The organism is Nocardioides halotolerans DSM 19273 (assembly GCF_000422805.1).
GTDB lineage: Bacteria > Actinomycetota > Actinomycetes > Propionibacteriales > Nocardioidaceae > Nocardioides > Nocardioides halotolerans.
Map to the genome: position 1 here is coordinate 291,189 of NZ_KE383923.1, position 19,210 is coordinate 310,398.

General features: G+C 72.8%; 23 protein-coding genes. 11 read left to right on the forward strand and 12 right to left on the reverse strand.

Annotation, left to right across the window (positions count from 1 at the left end; translation table 11 throughout):
- Positions 1-2 precede the first annotated feature (2 nt).
- Both G514_RS0116150 and G514_RS0116155 read left to right on the forward strand, forming a co-directional pair.
- Positions 3-536 (forward strand): SigE family RNA polymerase sigma factor, encoded by a 534-nt coding sequence (locus tag G514_RS0116150; RefSeq protein WP_028652593.1) that lies wholly within the window; start codon positions 3-5, stop codon positions 534-536.
- A complete protein-coding gene (locus G514_RS0116155; protein WP_028652594.1) occupies positions 533-1,165 on the forward strand; it encodes a hypothetical protein in 633 nt (210 codons plus the stop codon). The genes G514_RS0116150 and G514_RS0116155 overlap by 4 nt, the downstream gene beginning before the upstream one ends.
- Before the next feature lie 42 nt (positions 1,166-1,207).
- On the opposite strand, the gene G514_RS0116160 is transcribed toward G514_RS0116155, so the two are convergent.
- Both G514_RS0116160 and G514_RS0116165 read right to left on the reverse strand, forming a co-directional pair.
- Positions 1,208-2,008, reverse strand: coding sequence for an ABC transporter permease (locus tag G514_RS0116160; RefSeq protein WP_028652595.1), 801 nt, complete (start codon positions 2,006-2,008; stop codon positions 1,208-1,210).
- A complete protein-coding gene (locus tag G514_RS0116165; RefSeq protein ID WP_028652596.1) occupies positions 2,005-2,940 on the reverse strand; it encodes an ABC transporter ATP-binding protein in 936 nt (311 codons plus the stop codon). Before G514_RS0116165 ends, G514_RS0116160 begins: the two co-directional genes overlap by 4 nt.
- 130 nt (positions 2,941-3,070) lie before the next feature.
- On the opposite strand from G514_RS0116165, the gene G514_RS0116170 reads away from it, so the two are divergent.
- Both G514_RS0116170 and G514_RS0116175 read left to right on the forward strand, forming a co-directional pair.
- The gene (locus G514_RS0116170) at positions 3,071-4,231 is read left to right on the forward strand and encodes a sensor histidine kinase (RefSeq protein ID WP_028652597.1); all 1,161 of its coding nucleotides are present in this window, start codon (positions 3,071-3,073) and stop codon (positions 4,229-4,231) included.
- Positions 4,228-4,887: a response regulator gene (locus tag G514_RS0116175; RefSeq protein ID WP_028652598.1), complete on the forward strand. Its 660-nt coding sequence runs from the start codon at positions 4,228-4,230 to the stop codon at positions 4,885-4,887. The genes G514_RS0116170 and G514_RS0116175 overlap by 4 nt, the downstream gene beginning before the upstream one ends.
- Before the next feature lie 13 nt (positions 4,888-4,900).
- Here the strand turns inward: G514_RS0116175 and G514_RS0116180 are convergent, their stop codons facing one another.
- Positions 4,901-5,662, reverse strand: a complete 762-nt coding sequence (locus G514_RS0116180; protein ID WP_028652599.1) for an MBL fold metallo-hydrolase — start codon at positions 5,660-5,662, stop codon at positions 4,901-4,903.
- Between the two features lie 16 nt (positions 5,663-5,678).
- Positions 5,679-6,485: a glutamate racemase gene (gene murI / locus G514_RS0116185; protein ID WP_211222161.1), complete on the reverse strand. Its 807-nt coding sequence runs from the start codon at positions 6,483-6,485 to the stop codon at positions 5,679-5,681.
- 139 nt (positions 6,486-6,624) lie between these two features.
- Here murI and G514_RS27220 point away from each other — a divergent pair, with 139 nt between their 5' ends.
- Complete coding sequence (locus tag G514_RS27220) at positions 6,625-7,332, forward strand: PAS domain-containing protein (protein ID WP_051247548.1); 708 nt, start codon at positions 6,625-6,627, stop codon at positions 7,330-7,332.
- 43 nt (positions 7,333-7,375) lie between these two features.
- Here the strand turns inward: G514_RS27220 and G514_RS0116195 are convergent, their stop codons facing one another.
- Together G514_RS0116195 and G514_RS29385 are read right to left on the reverse strand one after the other, a co-directional pair.
- A complete protein-coding gene (locus G514_RS0116195; protein ID WP_028652601.1) occupies positions 7,376-8,353 on the reverse strand; it encodes a ribose-phosphate diphosphokinase in 978 nt (325 codons plus the stop codon).
- A gap of 24 nt (positions 8,354-8,377) precedes the next feature.
- Entirely contained in the window at positions 8,378-9,502 is a 1,125-nt protein-coding gene (locus G514_RS29385) for a DUF3152 domain-containing protein (protein ID WP_157544874.1), read from the reverse strand.
- 34 nt (positions 9,503-9,536) lie between these two features.
- On the opposite strand from G514_RS29385, the gene G514_RS0116205 reads away from it, so the two are divergent.
- Positions 9,537-10,433 (forward strand): LLM class flavin-dependent oxidoreductase, encoded by an 897-nt coding sequence (locus G514_RS0116205; RefSeq protein WP_028652602.1) that lies wholly within the window; start codon positions 9,537-9,539, stop codon positions 10,431-10,433.
- Here G514_RS0116205 and G514_RS0116210 read toward each other — a convergent pair.
- Entirely contained in the window at positions 10,399-11,334 is a 936-nt protein-coding gene (locus G514_RS0116210; RefSeq protein WP_051247550.1) for a LysR family transcriptional regulator, read from the reverse strand. The two genes, G514_RS0116205 and G514_RS0116210, sit on opposite strands and share 35 nt — an antisense overlap.
- 98 nt (positions 11,335-11,432) lie before the next feature.
- On the opposite strand from G514_RS0116210, the gene G514_RS0116215 reads away from it, so the two are divergent.
- Positions 11,433-12,569, forward strand: a complete 1,137-nt coding sequence (locus G514_RS0116215; RefSeq protein WP_084152160.1) for a class I SAM-dependent methyltransferase — start codon at positions 11,433-11,435, stop codon at positions 12,567-12,569.
- Here the strand turns inward: G514_RS0116215 and G514_RS0116220 are convergent, their stop codons facing one another.
- From G514_RS0116220 to clpS, 5 genes are all read right to left on the reverse strand, one after another.
- The gene (locus G514_RS0116220) at positions 12,570-13,520 is read right to left on the reverse strand and encodes a PLP-dependent cysteine synthase family protein (protein WP_028652605.1); all 951 of its coding nucleotides are present in this window, start codon (positions 13,518-13,520) and stop codon (positions 12,570-12,572) included.
- Positions 13,521-13,525: 5 nt separating this feature from the next.
- Complete coding sequence (locus tag G514_RS0116225) at positions 13,526-13,798, reverse strand: MoaD/ThiS family protein (protein ID WP_028652606.1); 273 nt, start codon at positions 13,796-13,798, stop codon at positions 13,526-13,528.
- Complete coding sequence (locus tag G514_RS0116230) at positions 13,798-14,241, reverse strand: M67 family metallopeptidase (RefSeq protein ID WP_028652607.1); 444 nt, start codon at positions 14,239-14,241, stop codon at positions 13,798-13,800. The genes G514_RS0116225 and G514_RS0116230 overlap by 1 nt, the downstream gene beginning before the upstream one ends.
- An 86-nt stretch (positions 14,242-14,327) precedes the next feature.
- Positions 14,328-14,909 (reverse strand): DUF2017 domain-containing protein, encoded by a 582-nt coding sequence (locus G514_RS0116235; protein ID WP_028652608.1) that lies wholly within the window; start codon positions 14,907-14,909, stop codon positions 14,328-14,330.
- A 4-nt stretch (positions 14,910-14,913) separates the two neighbouring features.
- Positions 14,914-15,210 (reverse strand): ATP-dependent Clp protease adapter ClpS, encoded by a 297-nt coding sequence (gene clpS, locus G514_RS0116240; protein WP_028652609.1) that lies wholly within the window; start codon positions 15,208-15,210, stop codon positions 14,914-14,916.
- 33 nt (positions 15,211-15,243) lie between these two features.
- On the opposite strand from clpS, the gene G514_RS0116245 reads away from it, so the two are divergent.
- The 4 genes from G514_RS0116245 to G514_RS0116260 all read left to right on the forward strand — a co-directional run bounded on the left by G514_RS0116245 (position 15,244) and on the right by G514_RS0116260 (position 19,208).
- Positions 15,244-16,536 (forward strand): nicotinate phosphoribosyltransferase, encoded by a 1,293-nt coding sequence (locus G514_RS0116245; RefSeq protein WP_028652610.1) that lies wholly within the window; start codon positions 15,244-15,246, stop codon positions 16,534-16,536.
- A gap of 83 nt (positions 16,537-16,619) precedes the next feature.
- Complete coding sequence (locus tag G514_RS0116250) at positions 16,620-17,198, forward strand: nicotinamidase (protein ID WP_028652611.1); 579 nt, start codon at positions 16,620-16,622, stop codon at positions 17,196-17,198.
- A complete protein-coding gene (locus G514_RS31185; RefSeq protein ID WP_051247551.1) occupies positions 17,185-17,967 on the forward strand; it encodes an enoyl-CoA hydratase-related protein in 783 nt (260 codons plus the stop codon). Before G514_RS0116250 ends, G514_RS31185 begins: the two co-directional genes overlap by 14 nt.
- A gap of 5 nt (positions 17,968-17,972) precedes the next feature.
- On the forward strand, positions 17,973-19,208 hold the full coding sequence (locus G514_RS0116260) for an MFS transporter (protein WP_028652613.1): 1,236 nt from the start codon (positions 17,973-17,975) through the stop codon (positions 19,206-19,208).
- Positions 19,209-19,210: the final 2 nt, after the last annotated feature.

Genomic DNA, 19,210 nt, shown 5'->3' on the forward strand with positions numbered 1-19,210 from the left:
CGATGCCGAGCAACCGATCGAGCGAGCGAGACGCGGAGTTCGTCGACTTCGTCACCGCGCAGCGCACCGCGCTGCTGCGGATGGCGCGGCTGCTGACCGCCGGCGACGACGCCTCGGCCGAGGACCTCGTGCAGACCACCCTGACCCGCCTCTACGTCCACTGGCCGCGCGTCCGCCGCGCCGGCAACCCGGTGGGCTACGCGCGGACCAGCCTCACCCACGCCTTCGTCGACGAGCAGCGCCGCGCCTACTCGCGCCGCGAGACGCCGACCGAGCAGGTCTTCGACTCCGCCACCCTCGACGGTGACCACGACCTCGCCCACACCGTGCTGGCCGCGCTCGCCACGCTCGCCCCCCGACAGCGGGCGGTCGTCGTGCTCCGCCACTTCCTCGACCTCGACGTCGCCGAGACCGCCCGGATGCTCGGCTGCACGACCGGCACCGTGAAGTCGCAGAACGCCAAGGCGCTCGCCAACCTCCGCGCCGTCCTCGAACCCGCCATCACCGTCACCGCCTCGAACAGGGAGCCCGCATGAACGACCTCAACGTCCTCCTCGACCGGGCCGCCGGTCCGGCCACCGCGCCCGTCGACGCCCGGGCCGACCTCGCCCGCGGCCACCGGGCGCTGTCACGCACGCGGCGACGCCGCGGTGCCGTCGGCCTCGTCGGCGTCGCCGCCGCCGGCGCGATGGGGATCGGAGTCACGCGCGCCCTCGAGCCCGGCAGCAGTCTTGCCGCGGACAGCAGTCCGACCCTCCAGAAGGTCACCGGCATCTCGTTCCTCGCCCAGCCGTTCGAGGCCGGCCCCTACACCTTCGACCAGACCCCCGTGGGCTGGGAGGTGCAGGGCGCCTACCCGCAGGGGGTGACGATCGCGCCCGTCGGCTTCCCCGACCAGGAGCCGGCGTCGTTCGTCGGGAAGCTCGTGATCATGTTCGACGGCAACCCGCCCTTCGGCGAGAAGATCGACCACGACGGCCGGACCTTCTGGGTCTCGAACGGCGAGGACAATGTCGCCACGATCATGACCCGCACGCGGCGCGACGAGCCGCGCGGCATGGTGCTCATCCAGTACCCCACCGACGCCGGGTGGACCCGCGAGACCATGCTGCAGTTCCTGTCCGGCGTGCACGTGGGCCCGGACGCCGAGAAGGGCATCGGCTGAACCCGAGCCTCAGAGGTCAGGTACCGCGCGCCCGCGACCGACCTACTTGAACTCGATGCGCAGCAGCCTCCCGATGCCGAGCACCAGGGGCAGGACCAGCCAGATCGCGCCCGCGACGACGATCTGCGCCCACTCCTCACCCGTCGGCGAGTAGGGACTCGACACCAGCGGCGACTGGGCGGTGTTGAACTCGATCCAGGGACCGATCTTCTCGAACGTGTCGCTGATCGCGCTCAGGATGCCGACGGCGCTGGGCAGGATCAGCGTGTAGGCGAAGTAGGCGACGATCGCGCCTGCCGTGTTCATGATCAGCATCGACAGCGCGAAGCCGATGAAGATGCCGATCATGTTGGACAGGAACAGGGCGTAGAACACGAGCCCGCCGTCGAGGTGCCACGACACGTCGCCGCCGGTGGCGATGCCCAGCAGGGTGCCGAGCACGGCCAGGATCACGGCCAGAACCATCACGCTGAGGGCCAGCGTCACCCCGGCGATGAACTTCGCGAGCACGATCCGCGACCGTCTCGGTTCGAGCGTGAAGGTCACCAGGCCGTTGCGCTGGCTGGCCTCGCTGGTGACCAGCATGATGATCACGATCGGGAGGAAGTAGCCGAGCGTGAAGCCCGGGATCTGGATGTAGTCCTGGAGGTTCTTGTCGCTGTTGTCGGCAGCGAAGGAGTAGATCACCTCGATGAGGACGACGAGACCGAGGATCCCGATGATCAGCCAGCGGCCGGCCCGGGTGTCGAGGGCCTTGCGGATCTCGACGCGGGCGAGCCGGGACATCGGGACGTGCTGGGTCGAGGAGAAGTCGATGGCGGTGGGGGCGGCGGTGGCGCTCATGCGGCGGTCCCTTCGGGAGCGGTGGTGGGCTGGCCGGGGAGCTCGTCCCGCTGGCTGTCTTCGGTGAGGGTCAGGAACAGCTCCTCGAGGCCGCCGTCGGCGGCGCGTAGGTCGGTGAGCACGATGCCGTGCTCGACCGAGGTGCGCCCGACCTCGACCGGCGGCGCGTCGACCCGCAGGCCGCTGCCGGCCGGCGTGGCGGTGATGCCCTTCTCCTGCAGCGCCTTGCTGAGCAGCTCGTTGTCGAGGGCGGTCACGAGCGAGGTCTTGTGCTCGGCACCCGCCAGCAGCTGGTCCTTGGTGCCCTCGGCGACGATCCTGCCGCGGCCGATGAGGATCATCTCGTCGGCGATCTGCTCGACCTCGTTGAGCAGGTGGCTCGAGAGCAGCACCGTGCCGCCGCGGTCGGCGTAGGACTTCAGCAGGCCGCGCATCCAGCGGATGCCGGCCGGGTCGAGGCCGTTGGCCGGCTCGTCGAGGATGAGCACCGACGGGTCGCCGAGCAGGGCGTGGGCGATACCGAGCCGCTGCTTCATGCCGAGGGAGTAGTTGCGCAGCCGGCGCGTGGCCTCGGTCCGGTCGAGGGAGACGAGGTCGAGCATCTCGTCGACGCGGGAGAGCGGGAGGCCCATGGTCTGGGCGCCGATGGTGAGGATCTCGCGGCCGGTGCGGCCGGCGTGCTGGGCCGAGGCGTCGAGCAGGACGCCGACGTGCCGGCCCGGGTTGGGGATGTCCTTGTAGAGGTGGCCTCCGATCGTGACCCGGCCCTGCGTGGGCGGGGTGAGGCCGACCATGACGCGCATCGTGGTCGTCTTGCCGGCACCGTTGGGGCCCAGGAACCCGGTCACCCGACCGGGCTGGCAGACGAAGCTGACGTCGTCGACGGCGGTGAAGGCGCCGTACTTCCGAGTGAGTCCTTCGACTTTGATCATGCGTGCAGCCTGCCGTAACCGCCCCGGGCCGTGCATCGGCAAAATGTCATGGCGTCGACCCGACGAAAGTAGGGGCTGTCCACGACCCGGGGCCGCTGCCCGTCGGCTGTGGTCGGCCTAGCCTGAGACCGTGCGAGAGGACTGCGAGCGCCCTGCGGCCGAGGCCTACCAGCCTCGGGTCAGCACGTGGGGCCACGGCTGGCGCCTCGTGGCGATGCTGCTGATCAGCTGTGCCGGCTGGCTCCCGATCGTCGACGACCAGGCCGAGTGGCTCTGGGTGGTCGACGTCAGCCTCGGCGTGCTCTCCTACGTGCTGGTCTTCTTCCGGCGCCGGTGGCCGGTCACGATCGCCGTCATCACCAACCTGTGCGCCGCCGTCTCCGGCACCTCCAGCGGCCCGGCCGTGCTGGCCCTCGCCTCGGTCGCCACCCGCCGGCGCTGGCGCGAGATCGCGCTGTCCGGCTCGGCGGCGTTCGTTGGCGCGATGTTCTTCGCCGTCTCCCAGCCCGGGGAGACCGACGACCCGTGGTGGCTCGACCTGTCCGTCACCGTCATCGCCACCGCGGCGATCCTCGGCTGGGGCATGTACATCGGCTCGCGACGCGAGCTGATCTGGACCCTCAAGAACCGCGCCGAGCGCGCCGAGTCGGAGCAGGAGCAGCGCGTCGCCCAGGCCCGCGCCAACGAGCGCGCCCGGATCGCCCGCGAGATGCACGACGTGCTCGCCCACCGGATCTCGCAGGTCTCGATGCACGCCGGGGCGCTCGCGTTCCGCGAGGACCTCACGCCCGAGCAGGTGCACGCGAGCGCCAGCGTGATCCGCGAGAAGGCGCACGAGGCGCTCACCGACCTGCGCGGCGTGCTCGGCGTGCTGCGCGGGCCGGACGGCGAGCCCGCCCTCGCCCCGCAGCCGACGTACGCCGACCTGGGCCTGCTGATCGCCGAGGCGCGCCAGGGCGGGCTCAGCGTCACGGTCGACGACCGGGTCGCGGCGCCCGACCAGGTGCCCGAGGCGGTCGGGCGCACCGTCTACCGGATCGTCCAGGAGGGCATCACCAACGCCCGCAAGCACGCACCCGGGTCGCTGCTCACCGTCGAGCTGACCGGCTCGCCGGACGCCGGTCTCGACGTCGTGATGCGCAACCCGCTCGGCTTCGGCAGCGCGACGCCGGGGTCGGGGCTGGGACTCGTCGGCCTCGCCGAGCGGGCCGAGCTGCGCGGCGGCCGGCTCGAGGCGCGCCGCGAGGGCGCGACGTTCGTCGTGCACGGCTGGATCCCGTGGGCGGCATGAGCCCCAAGGTCCGGCTGCTCGTGGTCGACGACGACCCGCTCGTGCGCTCCGCGCTCGCGCTGATGCTCGGCGGGCAGCCGGACGTCGAGGTGGTCGGCGAGGCGGCCGACGGGCGCGCGGCGCTGCGGCTGGTCGACGAGCTGGACCCGACGGTCGTGCTCATGGACATCCGGATGCCGCGGATGAGCGGCCTGGAGGCGACCCGCGCCCTGCACGAGCGTCCCGACCCGCCGCACGTGATCGTGCTGACCACCTTCGACGCCGACGAGCACGTGGTCGGCGCGCTGGCCGCGGGCGCCGACGGCTTCCTCCTCAAGGACACCCCGCCGGCGCAGATCCTCGAGGCGATCCGGGCGGTGGCCGACGGCGACCCGATGCTGTCGCCGTCGGTGACCCGGACGCTCATCGCCCGCATCCGTGACGACTCCGAGGACGACCGCGGCGAGAGCGCCCGGCTGCGGCTGTCCGTGCTCACCGGGCGCGAGCAGGAGGTCGCCCTCGCCGTCGGTCGCGGTCTCACCAACGCCGAGATCGCCCGGACCCTGCACCTCTCGGTGCCGACGGTGAAGGCGCACGTGTCCCGGCTCTTCGACAAGCTCCAGGTGACCAACCGGGTGCAGATCGCGATCTGCGTCCACGACGCCGGGCTGGTCTGACCCGACGTACTGCCTAGAGCTCGTAGGTCGCGCCCGCGCGCGCCAGCTCGGCCGGCCCGCCCCAAGCGCCCTGCGCCGCGGTCAGCATGTCGGTGGGGTCGAACCACGGCGGCACGTGCGTGATCACCAGCCGGTCGACTCCCGCGGCGCCGGCGAGCTCGCCGCAGTCGGCGCCGGTGAGGTGGATGCCGGGCGGGTTGTCGGCCTCATGGTGGAACGACGCCTCGGCGAGCAGCAGGTCGGCGCCGGTGGCCACCCGGACCAGCTCGGGGCAGCGTGCGGAGTCGCCGGTGTAGGCGAGCAGCGCGCCGCCCGCCGCCACCCGCAGCCCGTAGGCCTCGACCGGGTGCTCGACCCGCACGGCCTCCACGGCGAACGGCCCGATGCTCACCTCGGCGCCCGGCGTCCAGGTCCGGAAGTCGAACTCGGCAGTCATCCCCGGGTCCTCGTCGAGGTCGTAGGCGCGAGCCATCCGCCCGGCGGTGCCGCTCGGCCCCCAGACCGGCAGGATCGGGCGCGGGCCGTCGGGGTGGTACTTGCGCATGACGTAGAACCCGCACAGGTCGAGGCAGTGGTCGGCGTGCAGGTGGCTGAGCAGCACCGCGTCGACGGTCAGCGGGTCGACGTACTGCTGGAGCGCGCCGAGGGCGCCGCTGCCGAGGTCGACCAGCACCCGCCACACGCGGCCCTCGTGCTCCTGCTCGAGCAGGTAGCACGATGCCGGCGAGTCGGGGCCGGGGAAGGAGCCCGAACACCCGATGACCGTCAGCCTCACCGGAGCGCCACCGGTGTCACTGGAGCCCGCCCGCGAACTGGCTCGCCGCCATCATCTCGGCGCCGAGGAACCGGCGCCCGATGGTCTCGAACTCCTCCGGGGCGCCCGTCGTGGCGAAGGTGTACGTCGGGTCGCCCGACTCACGCATCAGCCCGGTGCCGGTGAGCATCTTGTAGACATCCTTGGCGCACTCCTCGGCGCTGCTGACCAGCGTGACGTCGTCGCCCATCACGTAGGAGATGACGCCGGTCAGCAGCGGGTAGTGCGTGCACCCGAGGATCAGCGTGTCGATGCCCGCGGTGGTCAGGGGGTCGAGGTACTCGTGCGCGACCGCGAGCAGCTCGTCGCCGCCGGTCACCCCCGACTCGACGAAGTCGACGAAGCGGGGGCACGCCTGCGTGGTCAGCTCGAGGTGCGGGGCGGCCGCGAAGGCGTCCTCGTAGGCCATCGACTCCTTGGTCGCGCGGGTGCAGATGACGCCGATCCGGCCGCTCCGGCTCGCCGCGACCGCGCGGCGGGTGGCGGGCAGGATCACCTCTACGACGGGCACGGCGTAGCGCTCGCGGGCGTCGCGCAGCATCGCCGCGCTCGCGGAGTTGCAGGCGATGACGAGCGCCTTGACCCCCTGGTCGTAGAGGTGGTCGAGGCACTCCAGGGCGTACTCGCGGACCTCGGCGATCGGCTTGGCGCCGTACGGCTGGCGGGCGGTGTCGCCGAGGTAGTGCACCGACTCGTGCGGGAGCTGGTCGATGACCGCCCGCGCCACCGTGAGACCGCCGAAACCGGAGTCGAAGATCCCGATCGGGGCGTCGACGGCTGGCACGACCAGCAACAGTAGGCGGCGTCGTGCCCCCGCGCACGGTGTCGTCGCGCACGTCACGTCCGCGGCCCAGCCCCGCTGCCGTCCCCGAGGTTCTGCGGATGACGAGACAAACGGGTGCCCGCGGGAGCAAGGTGGGACGGTGGCAGACCTCCTGGAGCAGCGTCTCGAGCAGGCGCTGGACGACAAGACGGCCGCCGAGGGCGCGCTCCGCGACCTGCAGGCGCGCATCGACAACGCCCAGCAGCTCGCGCACATGGGCGACTACGACTGGGAGATCGCGACCGACACCAACACGTGGTCGGACCAGCTATTCCGCATCTACGGCTACGAGCCCGGCGAGATCGAGCCGAACTACGAGCGGTTCCTCTCGATGGTCCATCCCGACGACCAGCAGCGGATCAAGGAGATCCACCAGGCGGCGTACGCCACCGGCGAGCCCTACGAGATGATCGAGCGCATCGTCCGGCGCGACGGCGAGGTCCGCTACCTCTCCTCCAACGGCCAGGTCGTCACCGACGACAACGGCACGCCGATCCGGATGCGGGGCACGTGCATCGACATCACCGACCGCGTGCACGCCGAGGAGGAGCGCGAGGCGCACGCCGCCCGGGTCCGCGAGGAGCAGACGCGGCGCCAGGCCGCCCTCGAGCTCAACGACTCGGTGGTCCAGGGTCTGACCGCGGCCCTCTACGCGCTCGAGCTCGACGACCCCGACGCCGTCCGCGAGTACGTGCGCCGCACCCTCGACTCGGCCCGCGGCATCATCACCGACCTGGTCGGCCACACCGAGGGCGCGGTGGCGCCGGGCGACCTGGTCCGCGCCGCGCCGACGACCCTCGGCGACTGACTGGCCGGCGGCAGAGCCGGCCGCAGGGGTCGGATGAGGTCCGTCAGTCGAAGAGCCGCGGCTGCGGCGGGCCGTGCGCGGGGTCGACGCCGTCGAAGAGGCTGCTGACCGACTCGCCGGCGTGGATGCGCTCGATGGCGGCACCGAAGAGACCCGCGACCGAGCGGACCTGCAGCTCCGGCCAGCCCTCGGGGGCCGGGACGGTGTCGGTGGTGACGACCTCGGTGATCATCGGGTGCTCGCGGAGCCGCTCGATGGCCTTCCCGACGAAGAGACCGTGGGTGCAGGCGACCGCCGCCGAGGTGCAGCCGCGCTCCGAGAGCCGCTCGAGGAGCTCGAGGATCGAGCCGCCGGTGGCGATCTCGTCGTCGAGGATGATCGCGCGCCGGCCCTCGACGTCGCCGACGATCTCGTCGATGACGACCTGGTCGTCGGCCAGCCGCTTCTTGGAGCCGGCAGCGACGGGCAGGCCGAGCAGCCGGGAGAACTGCGTCGCCGTCTTGGCGTTGCCGAAGTCGGGCGAGACGACGACCGCGTCGGTGAGGTCCTGGCCCTGGAAGTGGTCGGCGAGGACGCCGAGCGCGGTCAGGTGGTCGACCGGCACCGAGAAGAAGCCGTGCACCTGCGGGGCGTGCAGGGTCATCGTGATGACCCGGTTGGCGCCGGCGGCGACGAGCAGGTCGGCGACGAGGCGTCCCCCGATCGAGAGCCGCGAGGCGTCCTTCTTGTCCGAGCGCGCGTAGGAGTAGTACGGGATCACCGCGGTGATCTGCTGCGCCGAGGCGCCGCGCGCGGCGTCGAGCATCAGGAGCAGCTCCATGAGGTGCTCCTGGGTCGGCGGCACCAGCGGCTGGATGACGAACACGTCGCGCTGGCGGCAGTTGACCTGCAGCTGCGCCTGGAGGCAGTCGTTGCTGAAGCGGGTCAGCTCGACCGCGCTCAGCTCGACCCCGAGCGACTCGCAGACCGCCGAGGCGAACGGTCGGTGGGCGCTGCCGCTGAAGACGACGATCTCGCGCATGGGCTCCCCGGTGGCCGGTTCGGGCTACTCGACGTCCGGACTGTAACCGCGGGCCTGGAGGTGCGCCATGGCACGTCCGCGCGGAGTCCGGCTGTCGAGCTCGTGGGTGGTCGGGAACGGGTTGAACCGGCAGCCCTGCAGCCCCTTCGACTGCTGCTGCATCACCGGCGCGAGCCGGCCTCGCCCCGGGCAGGTGGCGTGCCCCAGGCCCAGCCAGTGGCCGGTCTCGTGGTTGACCACCATGTGCCGGTAGTTCCGCAGCGCCAGGTGCGCGGCGTTCCAGGCGGGCGAGGCGTTCTTCCAGCGGTCCTGGTTGATGATCACGTAGCGGCCCACCCGGCAGCTCCACGTCGAGGAGCACGACGAGGAGAACGACGGCACGAGCCCGGCCTGCGCGAGCACCAGCGTGAACGAGCCGCCCTTGGCCACCGGCCGGAACCGGATGCCGGCGCCGCGCCATCCGCGCGGGTCGTCGTAGGTCGCCTTGGCCAGCTTCTCGAACTCCGCGCGACTCGTGGTGATCCGGCCGCGGGTCTCGACGTGGTAGGTCACGGTCCGGCGGACGTCGACCCGGTGCCGGACGACGGCGCTCCGGACCTTCACCGTGAGCGGGTGGTAGCCAGGGGCCTCCGCGTGGACGCGCAGCACGACCCTGCTGCCGACGTCCTCGGGCCGGACGTCGTAGGTGCGCCCGGTGCCGCCGCCGGGCCAGCGGTAGCTCACGGTGGCGTGAGGAGCGGAGAAGCGGCCCGGCCGCGCCTTGAGCCGGTGCGTGTACCTCGCCTCGCCCAGGATCCGCTGGCGCTTGGCGGTCATGGTCGCCTCGGCGACGGGCGCGGTCGGCGCCGAGGTGGCGACGCCGGAGCCGTCGACGGCGGTCACCTGCACGGCGAGCGAGTGCCCGAGGTCGTCGAGGCCCGGCACGTACGTCGGCGCGGTCGCGCCGCCGACGGGGACGCCGTCGCGCAGCCACTGGTAGCCGAACGAGGCGACCGGCGGCGACCACACGCCCGGGTCTGCGGTGAGGGTGCTGCCGTAGACGGCAGACCCCGTGACCGTCGGCGGCGTGACCGGAGCAGCGGGAGCCGGCGTGGCCAGGGCGACCACACCGGTGAGGGCCACCACCAGGGCCAGCAGAAGGCGTCTCATCGCCGGCGACGATAGCCGGGTCCACAATGCACGGATGCACCTCGGCCTGCACCTCCCGCACGTCGACCTCGACGGCTCGGGGCTCTCCCTCGGCCGGCTCACCCGCGCGGCTGCCGCCGCGCGGGCGGCCGGATTCGGCTCGGTGTCGGCCAACGACCACCTCGTGTTCGCCCGCCCGTGGCTCGACGGACTCGTCGCGCTGACCGCGGTGGCAGAGGTCAGTGGCGACCTCGAGCTGGTGACGTCGGTGGCCCTGCCCACCATCCGCCACCCGGCGGTGCTGGCACGCACGCTCGCCGGTCTCGACGTGCTCTCCGGCGGACGCGTCGTGGCGGGCCTCGGCGCGGGGTCGTCCCCCACCGACTACGCGGAGGTGGGCATCGCGTTCGACGAGCGCTGGCGACGGCTCGACGACGCGGTGGTGCTGCTCCGGCACCTGCTCCGCGGGGGACCCTCACCCGAGTCGGGCCACTACCCGGGGCCGGCCGTGCCACTCGACCCGAGACCCGCGCGGGACGGCGGAGTCCCGCTGTGGCTGGGCAGCTGGGGCTCCCCCGCGGGGCTCCACCGGGTCTCCCGGCTCGGGGACGGCTGGCTCGCCTCGGCGTACAACACCGACCCGCAGGCCTTCGCCGCTGCCCGGGAGAGGCTCCCGGGCGGGCTGCCCGCGGCGGTCGTGTCGATGTGGACCTGGGTCACCGAGGACGCCGAGGAGGAGCGACGGATGGTCGAGGAGGTGCTGGCGCCGGCCCTGCGCCGGGACCCCGGCGAGCTGCACGGCCGGGTCTGCGTGGGCCCGGCCCAGCAGTGCGCCGAGCTGCTCGCGGCCTACGCCGAGGCCGGCGCCGAGCGCGTGCACGTCTGGCCGCTCACCGACGAGGAGCGCCAGGTCGAGCTCATCGCCGGGCTGGCACCCGGAACGACGCCGTGACCGACGCGAGGGTCTCGAGCATCAGCAGGCTGGCGGGCGTCGGGTAGGCGTCCGGCGGGCGGACGGCGAGCACCCGTCGCGACGGACCGCCGGCGCGCAGCCGGCGGATGCTGGTGCCTGGCACCCGGGCGGCCGCGACGGCCAGCCCGGGCACCACGGCCACGCCCAGCCCGGCAGCCACGAACGCCTGCACGCCGCGGTAGTCGTCGCTGGCGAAGCCGACGTCAGGCTCGAAGCCCGCGCCGCGGCACGCCGCCCGGACGATGCTGAACCACGTGCTGCCGGGCAGGCCGCCGATCCACGTCTCGCCCCGCAGGGCGGTCAGGTCGAGCGGCGTCTTCCCGCCTGCGAGGCGGTGCCGCTCGGGCAGCACGACGCGGAACGGGTCGTCGAAGAGCACCACCTGGTCGAGGCGGACGTCGGGATGCTGCGCGAGCGCCGGGTCGTCGTAGACGAGGGCGACGTCGAGCTCACCGTCGTACAGCCTGGGCAGGAGCGCCTGCAGGTGGTCGTCGACGAGCGAGAGCCGCACCCCCGGCCGCTGGTCGCGGAAGCGGGCCAGCGCCGGCGGCACGAACGTCGCCAGTGCGGTCGGGAAGCTCCCCAACCGGAGCCGCCCGGCCCGCCTGCCGGTGACCTCGGCGAGCTCGTGCTCGGCGTCCGCGAGCCGGGAGAGCAGCAGCCGGCCGTGCCGGGCCAGGGTGTGACCCGCCTCGGTGAGCGCGGTCGGCCGGCTGGCCCGGTCGACGAGCGTGAGCTGGAGGTGCCGCTCCAGAGCGGAGACGTGCTGGCTGACCGCCGACTGGGTGAGCCCGAGCTCGCGGGCCGCGGCGGTGAAGGAGCCAGAGGCGTCGAGGGCGCAGAGCACCCGGACCCCGCGCAGGTGATGTATCAGCTCCACTGATGATCCTTCAGTTATCAGCATTGCTGCTGATGGCATGGCCAGCCTACGGTCCAGCCGTCCCACGGGGCCAGCAACGCACCAGAGGAGCACCAGCCATGACCACCACCAGCACGGGCACAAGCACCGGCACCAGCCCGGGCGCCAGCCCCGACAGCGGTCACCCCGGCGACACCGGCCCGGCCATCGACGGCGACCGCTTGATGGCGTTCGTCTTCCGGGCCGTCGACGAGGTCGGCGCCACGCTCAACGCCGCCCTGGTCGTCGTCGGCGACGAGCTCGGCTACTACCGCGCCCTCGCCGACAGCGGCCCCCTGACGGCCGCCGAGCTGGCGGTCGCCACCGGCACCGACGCCCACTACGCCCGCGAGTGGCTCAACGCCCAGGCCGCCGGCTCGATCGTCGACTACGACCCCGGCACCGGGCGCTACACACTGCCCGCCGAGCACGCCGTGGCACTGACCGACGAGTCGAGCCCGGCCTTCCTCCCGGGGCTCTTCCAGATCGCCGTCGGCACGGTCGCGGGCGCCGGCCGGGTCCCCGACGCCGCCCGTCGCGGCACCGGCGTCGGCTGGCACGAGCACAACCGCGACGTGCACCACGGGTGCGAGCGGTTCTTCCGGCCCGGCTACCACGCGCACCTCGTCGACGAGTGGCTCCCGGCAGTCGGCGCGGCCGACGCGCTGCGCGCCGGCGCCTCCGTGGCCGATGTCGGTTGCGGCCACGGGGCCTCCACGGTGCTGATGGCGCAGGCCTTCCCCGCGTCGAGGTTCCACGGCTCCGACTACCACGCCGAGTCGATCGAGGTCGCCCGCGCGCGGGCGGTCGAGGCCGGCGTCTCCGACCGGGTGACGTTCGAGGTGGCGCCCGCCGACGGCTTCGGCGGCTCCGGCTACGACCTCGTCACCACCTTCGACGCGCTGCACGACATGGGCGACCCGCTCGGCGCTGCCCGGCACGTGCACGAGGTGCTGGCCGACGACGGCACCTGGATGGTGGTCGAGCCGATGGCCGGCGACCGCGTCGAGGACAACCTGAACCCCGTCGGCCGGACCTACTACGGCTTCTCCACGCTGCTCTGCACGCCGGCCTCGCTCTCGCAGGACGTGGGGCTGGCCCTCGGCACCCAGGCCGGGCCGGCCCGCATCCGCGAGCTCGTCGAGGCGGCCGGCTTCACGAGGTTCCGCAGCGCCGCCGAGACGCCGTTCAACCGGGTGATGGAGATCCGGAGGTAGTCACGCCCAGAGCTGGCCCTCGAGGGCGTCCTCGGCCTCGTCGATGGTGCCCTCGTAGGCGCCGGTGGAGAGGTACTTCCAGCCGCCGTCGGCCACGATGAACGCGATGTCGGCGCTCTCCCCCGCCTTGACCGCCTTGGCGGCCTGGGCCAGCGCGGCATGCAGGATCGCGCCGGTCGAGATGCCCGCGAAGATGCCCTCGAGCTCGAGGAGCTCGCGCACCCGGCGTACGGCGTCGCGCGGGCCCACCGAGAAGCGCGCGTCGATGAGGTCGGCGTCGTAGAGCTCGGGCACGAAGCCCTCGTCGAGGTTGCGCAGTCCGTAGACGAGCTCGCCGTACCTCGGCTCGGCGGCCACCACCCGCACGTCGGGCTTGGCCTCGCGGAAGAAGCGGGAGACGCCCATCAGGGTGCCCGTGGTGCCGAGACCGCCGACGAAGTGGGTGATGCCGGGCAGGTCGGCCAGGATCTCCGGCCCGGTGCCCTCCTGGTGCGCGAGCGAGTTCGCCTCGTTGCCGTACTGGTAGAGCATCACCCAGTCGGGGTGCTCCTCGGCGACCTGCTTGGCGACCCGCACGGCCTCGTTGGAGCCGCCCGCGGCCGGGGACGTGATGATCTCGGCTCCCCACATCCGCAGCAGCTGCCGACGCTCCTCGGAGGTGTTCTCCGGCATCACGCAGACCAGGCGGTAGCCCTTGAGCTTGGCGGCCATGGCGAGCGAGATGCCGGTGTTGCCCGACGTCGGCTCCAGGATCGTGCAGCCGGGGCGCAGCAGCTCCTCCTTCTCGGCCTCCTCGACCATGCGCAGCGCCGGGCGGTCCTTGATCGAACCGGTCGGGTTGCGGTCCTCGAGCTTGGCCCACAGGCGTACGTCGGGGCTCGGCGACAGCCTCGGCAGCCCGACCAGCGGGGTGCCGCCGACCGAGGCGAGGAGGTTGTCGTAGCGCGTCATGCGGCTCAGCCGCCGGCGACCGCCGGCAGCACCACGACCTGGTCGCCGTCGCTCAGGGTCGCCTCGAGCCCGCCGAGGAAGCGCACGTCCTCGTCGTTGACGTAGACATTGACGAACCGGCGCAGGTCGCCGTCGTCGATCAGGCGCTCCTTGATGCCGGGGTGGTTGGCCTCCAGGTCGTCGATGAGCGCGCCGAGGCTGGCGCCCTCGGCGTCGACCGACTTCTCGCCGCCGGTGTAGGTGCGCAGGATGGTCGGGATCCGGACCTCGATGGCCATCAGGTGGTGCTCCTCGCGGGTAGGTGTGCGACGACGTCGACCTCTTCCTCGGTCACCTCGCCGTCGATGATCCGATAACTCCTGAACTCCACGGGGCCGTCGTTGTTCCCGTGCTCGCGTGTGCTGACGAGCACATAGTGCGCGCCGGGCTCCATGGCGAGGCCGATGTCGGTGCGGCTGGGGTACGCCTCGGTGGCCGTGTGGGAGTGGTAGACCACCACCGGCTCCTCGTCGTTGGCGTCCATCTCCTTGTAGAGCTGCAGGAGGTCGCTGGAGTCGAACTCGTAGAAGGTCGGGCTGCCGGCGGCGTTGACCATCTCGACGAGCCGCTCGGCGCGGTCGCTGCCGGCGGGGCCGGCGACGATGCCGCAGGCCTCGTCGGGGTGGTCCCGCTTGGCGTGCGCGACGATCGCGTCGTACGTCGCCTGCTCGAGTCTCAGCACCCGTCCAGCGTATGGGCTGACCACGGCGTCCCGGCCCACGGCCCGAGGGTTGGGAGCGACGGCGCCAGCGCAAGCTCGCGGGGGTATCAGGCCAGAGCTTGGACGAGTGTCTCCTGCAGGTAGCCGACCCACTCGTAGATGTCGTGGGCCTGGGCGCGGGGGTCGTCGTCGGGGAGCGAGTGCCAGTAGCCCTCGTCGCCCTCCTGCACCTCGAGGCGGGTCGCCAGTGCGAGCCGCAGGTCGGTGAACGAGCGCATCCAGACCTCCGCCGTCGGCTCGTCGAGCTCGACGTCGATCATCAGGCCCTCCTCGGTCAGCTCGGGTGGCAGCCCGGCCTCCTCGAGCCCGTCGATGATCGTGACCGCGGCCCGCGCCTTGCCGTCGCGCAGCGTCCCCTCGGTGAACCTGCGGAACTCCGCGGCGCCCTCCTCGTCGTGGGGGTAGGCCGTGGGGAACAGCCGCGCAAGCACCGGGTCGTCGGGCTCGGTCGTCGGGCCCGAGAAGTCCATCATCGCCTCGAGCGGGTCGACGTCGTCGCGGGGCACGGCCGCCTCGTTGCGCAGCAGCTCGACGAGCTGGGCCGCGAGCGAGCGCAGCAGGTCGGCCTCGAAGCCGGTGAAGGTGGCGATGAGGCGCTTGCTGCGGCGGTGGCGCGTGAAGCCGGTCAAGGAATCAGCTCTGCTTGTCCAGCGTCGCCCAGAGGCCGTACTCGTGCATGGCCTGCACGTCACGCTCCATCTCCTCGCGGCTGCCGGTGCTGACGACCGACTTGCCGTCCTCGTGCACCTCGAGCATCAGCTTCTCGGCCTTCTTCTTGTCGTATCCGAAGTACTTCTGGAACACGTAGGTCACGTAGGACATCAGGTTGACCGGGTCGTTCCAGACGATCGTCACCCACGGCACCGCCAGGACGGTGATCTCGTCGGGGGTGGTGGTCGGTTCGACCTCGACGGGGCTGGCGGTCGACACGCCCCCATGGTGCCACGCACGTAGGGTTCGTCCGTGGCTCCCTCGACAGCCCTGCTGACAGACCACTACGAGCTGACCATGCTCCAGGCCGCGCTGGCGAGCGGTACGGCGGAGCGCCGGTCGGTCTTCGAGCTGTTCGGGCGGCGGTTGCCCGAGGGCCGGCGCTACGGCGTGGTGGCCGGGGTCGGCCGGGCGCTGGACGCGATCGAGGCCTTCCGGTTCGGCGAGGAGGAGCTCGCCGCGCTCGACGGGGTCGTGGACGCGCCGACCCTGGCCTGGCTCGCCGACTACCGCTTCCGCGGCGACGTCTGGGGCTACCCCGAGGGCGAGACCTACTTCGCCCACTCGCCGCTGCTGATCGTGGAGGCCAGCTTCGCGGAGGCGGTGGTGCTCGAGACCGTGCTGCTCTCGATCTACAACCACGACTCGGCGATCGCCTCGGCCGCCTCGCGGATGACCGCCGCCGCCGGAGACCGGCCGTGCATCGAGATGGGCTCGCGGCGCACCCACGAGGAGGCCGCGGTGGCCGCGGCCCGGGCGGCGTACATCGCCGGCTTCGCCAACACCTCCAACCTCGCCGCGCGCCGGCGTCACGGCATCCCGACCACCGGCACCAGCGCCCACTCGTTCACGCTGCTGCACGACACCGAGGAGGACGCCTTCCGCGCGCAGGTCACCTCGCTCGGCACCGGGACGACGCTGCTCGTCGACACCTACGACGTCGCCGAGGCGGTCCGGAGCGCCGTCGACGTGGCCGGGCCCGAGCTCGGCGCGGTCCGCCTCGACTCGGGCGACCTCGGGCTGCTGGCCGTGGAGGTGCGCGCCCAGCTCGACTCGCTCGGGGCGACCGGCACCCGGATCGTCGTGACGAGCGACCTCGACGAGTACGCCATCGCCGCGCTCGCCTCGGCACCGGTCGACGGCTACGGCGTCGGCACCCAGCTCGTGACCGGCAGCGGGCACCCGACGTCCGGGTTCGTCTACAAGCTCGTCGCCCGCGAGGACGACCAGGGCGTGCTGCAGTCGGTCGCGAAGAAGAGCGTCGACAAGGTCTCCGTGGGCGGTCGCAAGTACGCCCTGCGCCGGCTCACCCGCGAGGGCGTCGCCGAGGCCGAGGTGGTCGGCGTCGGCACCCCCGCCGAGAACGACGGCGACGACCGCGAGCTCCTCGTGCCGCTCGTGCGCGACGGCGAGGTCGTCGGCCGCGAGCCGCTCGAGGCCGCGCGCGACCGGCACACCCGGAGCCGGGCCGAGCTGCCGCCCGCCGCGCAGCAGCTGTCGCGCGGCGAGCCCGTCATCCCCACGGTGTTCGAGGGCGATCGCTGAGGGCCTCGCACACTGCTCGACAGTCGAGGAAATTCCGAACCACCCTGGCGGCGGCGACCGGAAGCGCCGACTAGGTTGACCTCGTGAAGACCGCGCTCATCGTCGTCGACGTGCAGAACGACTTCTGCGAGGGCGGGTCGCTGCCCGTCGCCGGGGGTGCCCAGGTCGCGGCCGACGTCGCCCGGCTCCTGCACGAGCGCGCGGCCGGCGGCGAGGCCGCCCCGGCGTACGACCACGTCGTCGCGACCAAGGACCACCACGTCGACCCAGGCGACCACTGGGCCCGGGAGCCCGACTTCGTGGACTCCTGGCCGGTGCACTGCCGGGTCGGCACCGAGGGGGAGGCGTTCCACCCCAACCTCGACCCGCAGCCCTTCGACGCGATCTTCCTCAAGGGCGAGCACCAGGCGGCCTACTCCGGGTTCGAGGGCACCCACGACGGGCGCCCGCTGGCGCAGTGGCTGCGCGACCACGAGATCACCCGCGTCGACATCTGCGGCATCGCCACCGACCACTGCGTGCGCGCGACCGCGCTCGACGCGGCGGGCGAGGGGTTCGAGACGACGGTGCTGCTCGACCTGTGTGCGGGCGTGGCTCCCGAGACCACCGAGGCCGCGCTGGCGGCGATGCGAGAGGCGGGCGTCGGCCTTGCTGGAGACTGACGACCTCGTCGTCGAGCCCCGCGAGGGCGGGGCGCTCTGGCTGACCTTCGACCGGCCGGAGGTCCTCAACGCGTTCAGCGGCGAGCTGTCGGTCGCGCTCGCCGAGCGGCTGGAGGACGCCGCCAGCAACGACGAGGTCCGCGTCGTCGTGGTCACCGGCACCGGGCCCGCGTTCAGCGCCGGCGCTGACATCTCCGGCGCGGACGCGCACGAGCGGTTCGACGTCCGCGCCCTCGACGCGGCGAACCGGATCATCCGGGCGGTCGTCGCCTGTCCCAAGCCGGTGGTGGCCGCGGTCAACGGCGTCGCCGCCGGCGTCGGCTGCTCGACCGCGCTCGCCGCCGACCTCGTCGTCGCGGCCGAGTCGGCGTCGTTCCTGCTCGCGTTCGCCCGGATCGGGCTGATGCCCGACGGCGGTACGTCCGCGACGGTCGCCGCGTCGATCGGCCGGGCGCGGGCGATGCGGATGGCGCTGCTCGGCGAGCCGCTCACCGCGCGCGAGGCGTACGACGCGGGCCTGGTGAGCCACGTGGCGCCCGACGAGGAGTTCGGCGCGGTCGTCGACCAGGTGGTCCGGCGGCTGGCCCGAGGAGCACCGCTGGCCCAGGCCGCGACCAAGAAGGCCGTCAACGCCGCCACCCTCGACCTGCTGGAGGGCGCGCTGGAGCGCGAGCGCACCGGCCAGACCGTCCTGCTGCGCACCGACGACGCCGCCGAGGGCATGCGCGCGTTCAACGAGCAGCGCCGGCCCGCCTTCCGGGGCCTCTGACCGCCGTGAGCCAGCGCGGGCAGGCCCTCGCGACCCTGCGCGAGCCGAACTTCCGCGCGTACTTCCTCTCCACCCTCGTCAACGGTGCCGGCTCGACGATGGGCGGCATCGCGCTGGCGTTCGCGGTCCTCGAGGTCAGCCGCTCGCCGTCCGCGCTCGGCATCGTGCTCGCCGCGCACACCATCCCGGAGGTCCTCCTTCTGCTGGCCGGCGGCGTCATCGCCGACCGCTTCGGCCGGACCGCGACGATCCAGCTCTCCAACGTCATCTCCGGGGTCACCCAGCTCGTGATCGCGGGTCTCGTCATCAGCGGCGAGGCACAGCTGTGGGTGCTCGCCGCCCTCAGCGCGGTCAACGGGGCCTCGTCGGCGATCGGCTTCCCGGCGCTGGCCAGCGTGCTGCCGCAGCTCGTGCCCCGCGAGCAGCTGCAGGCGGCCAACGTCCTCAACTCGATGCGGCGCGGCGTCCTCAACGTCATCGGCCCGGCGATCGGCGGCGTGCTCGTGGTGACCGTGGGTGCCGGGTGGGCGGTCGCGGTCGACGGCCTCACCTACCTGGCGGCCGCCGCCCTGCTCCTCATGGTCAAGATCCCGCCGCCGCTCCCCCGCGCCGACCGGGCGAGCATGGTCGAGGACCTCCGCGAGGGCTGGGCCTACTTCCGCTCGACCACGTGGCTGTGGGCGGTGGTGCTCGCCTTCGGCGTCCTCAACGCGCTGCACAGCGGCTTCAACACCCTCGGTCCGGTGATGGCGGTGACCACCGACATCGGCGAGGCCGGGTGGGGACTGATCCTGTCGGCCGGCGCGGTCGGCCTGCTGCTCACCACCGTGGTGATGCTCCGCGTCCCCCTGCAGCGGCCGCTGCTCTGGGGGATGCTCGGCTGCGCGCTCTACGGCGTGCCGATGCTCGTGCTCGGCCTCCACCCGAGCCTGGTTGCGGTGATGGTGGCGACCTTCGTCGGGGGTGCCGGCATCGAGGTCTTCAGCCTGGGCTGGAGCCTGGCGATGCAGGAGCACGTGCCCGACGAGATGCTCTCGCGCGCCTACTCCTACGACGCCCTCGGCTCCTTCGTCGCCATCCCCGTCGGGCAGCTGGCCGTCGGGCCGCTGGGTGCGGCGTTCGGCGTGCGCGAGGTGCTGCTGGTCTGCGGCGTGGCCTACGCCGTGATCTGCGTGGCCACGCTGGGCTCGCGGTCGGTGCGCGACCTCCAGCGCGTCGACCACGCCGGCGCGGTCACCTGAGC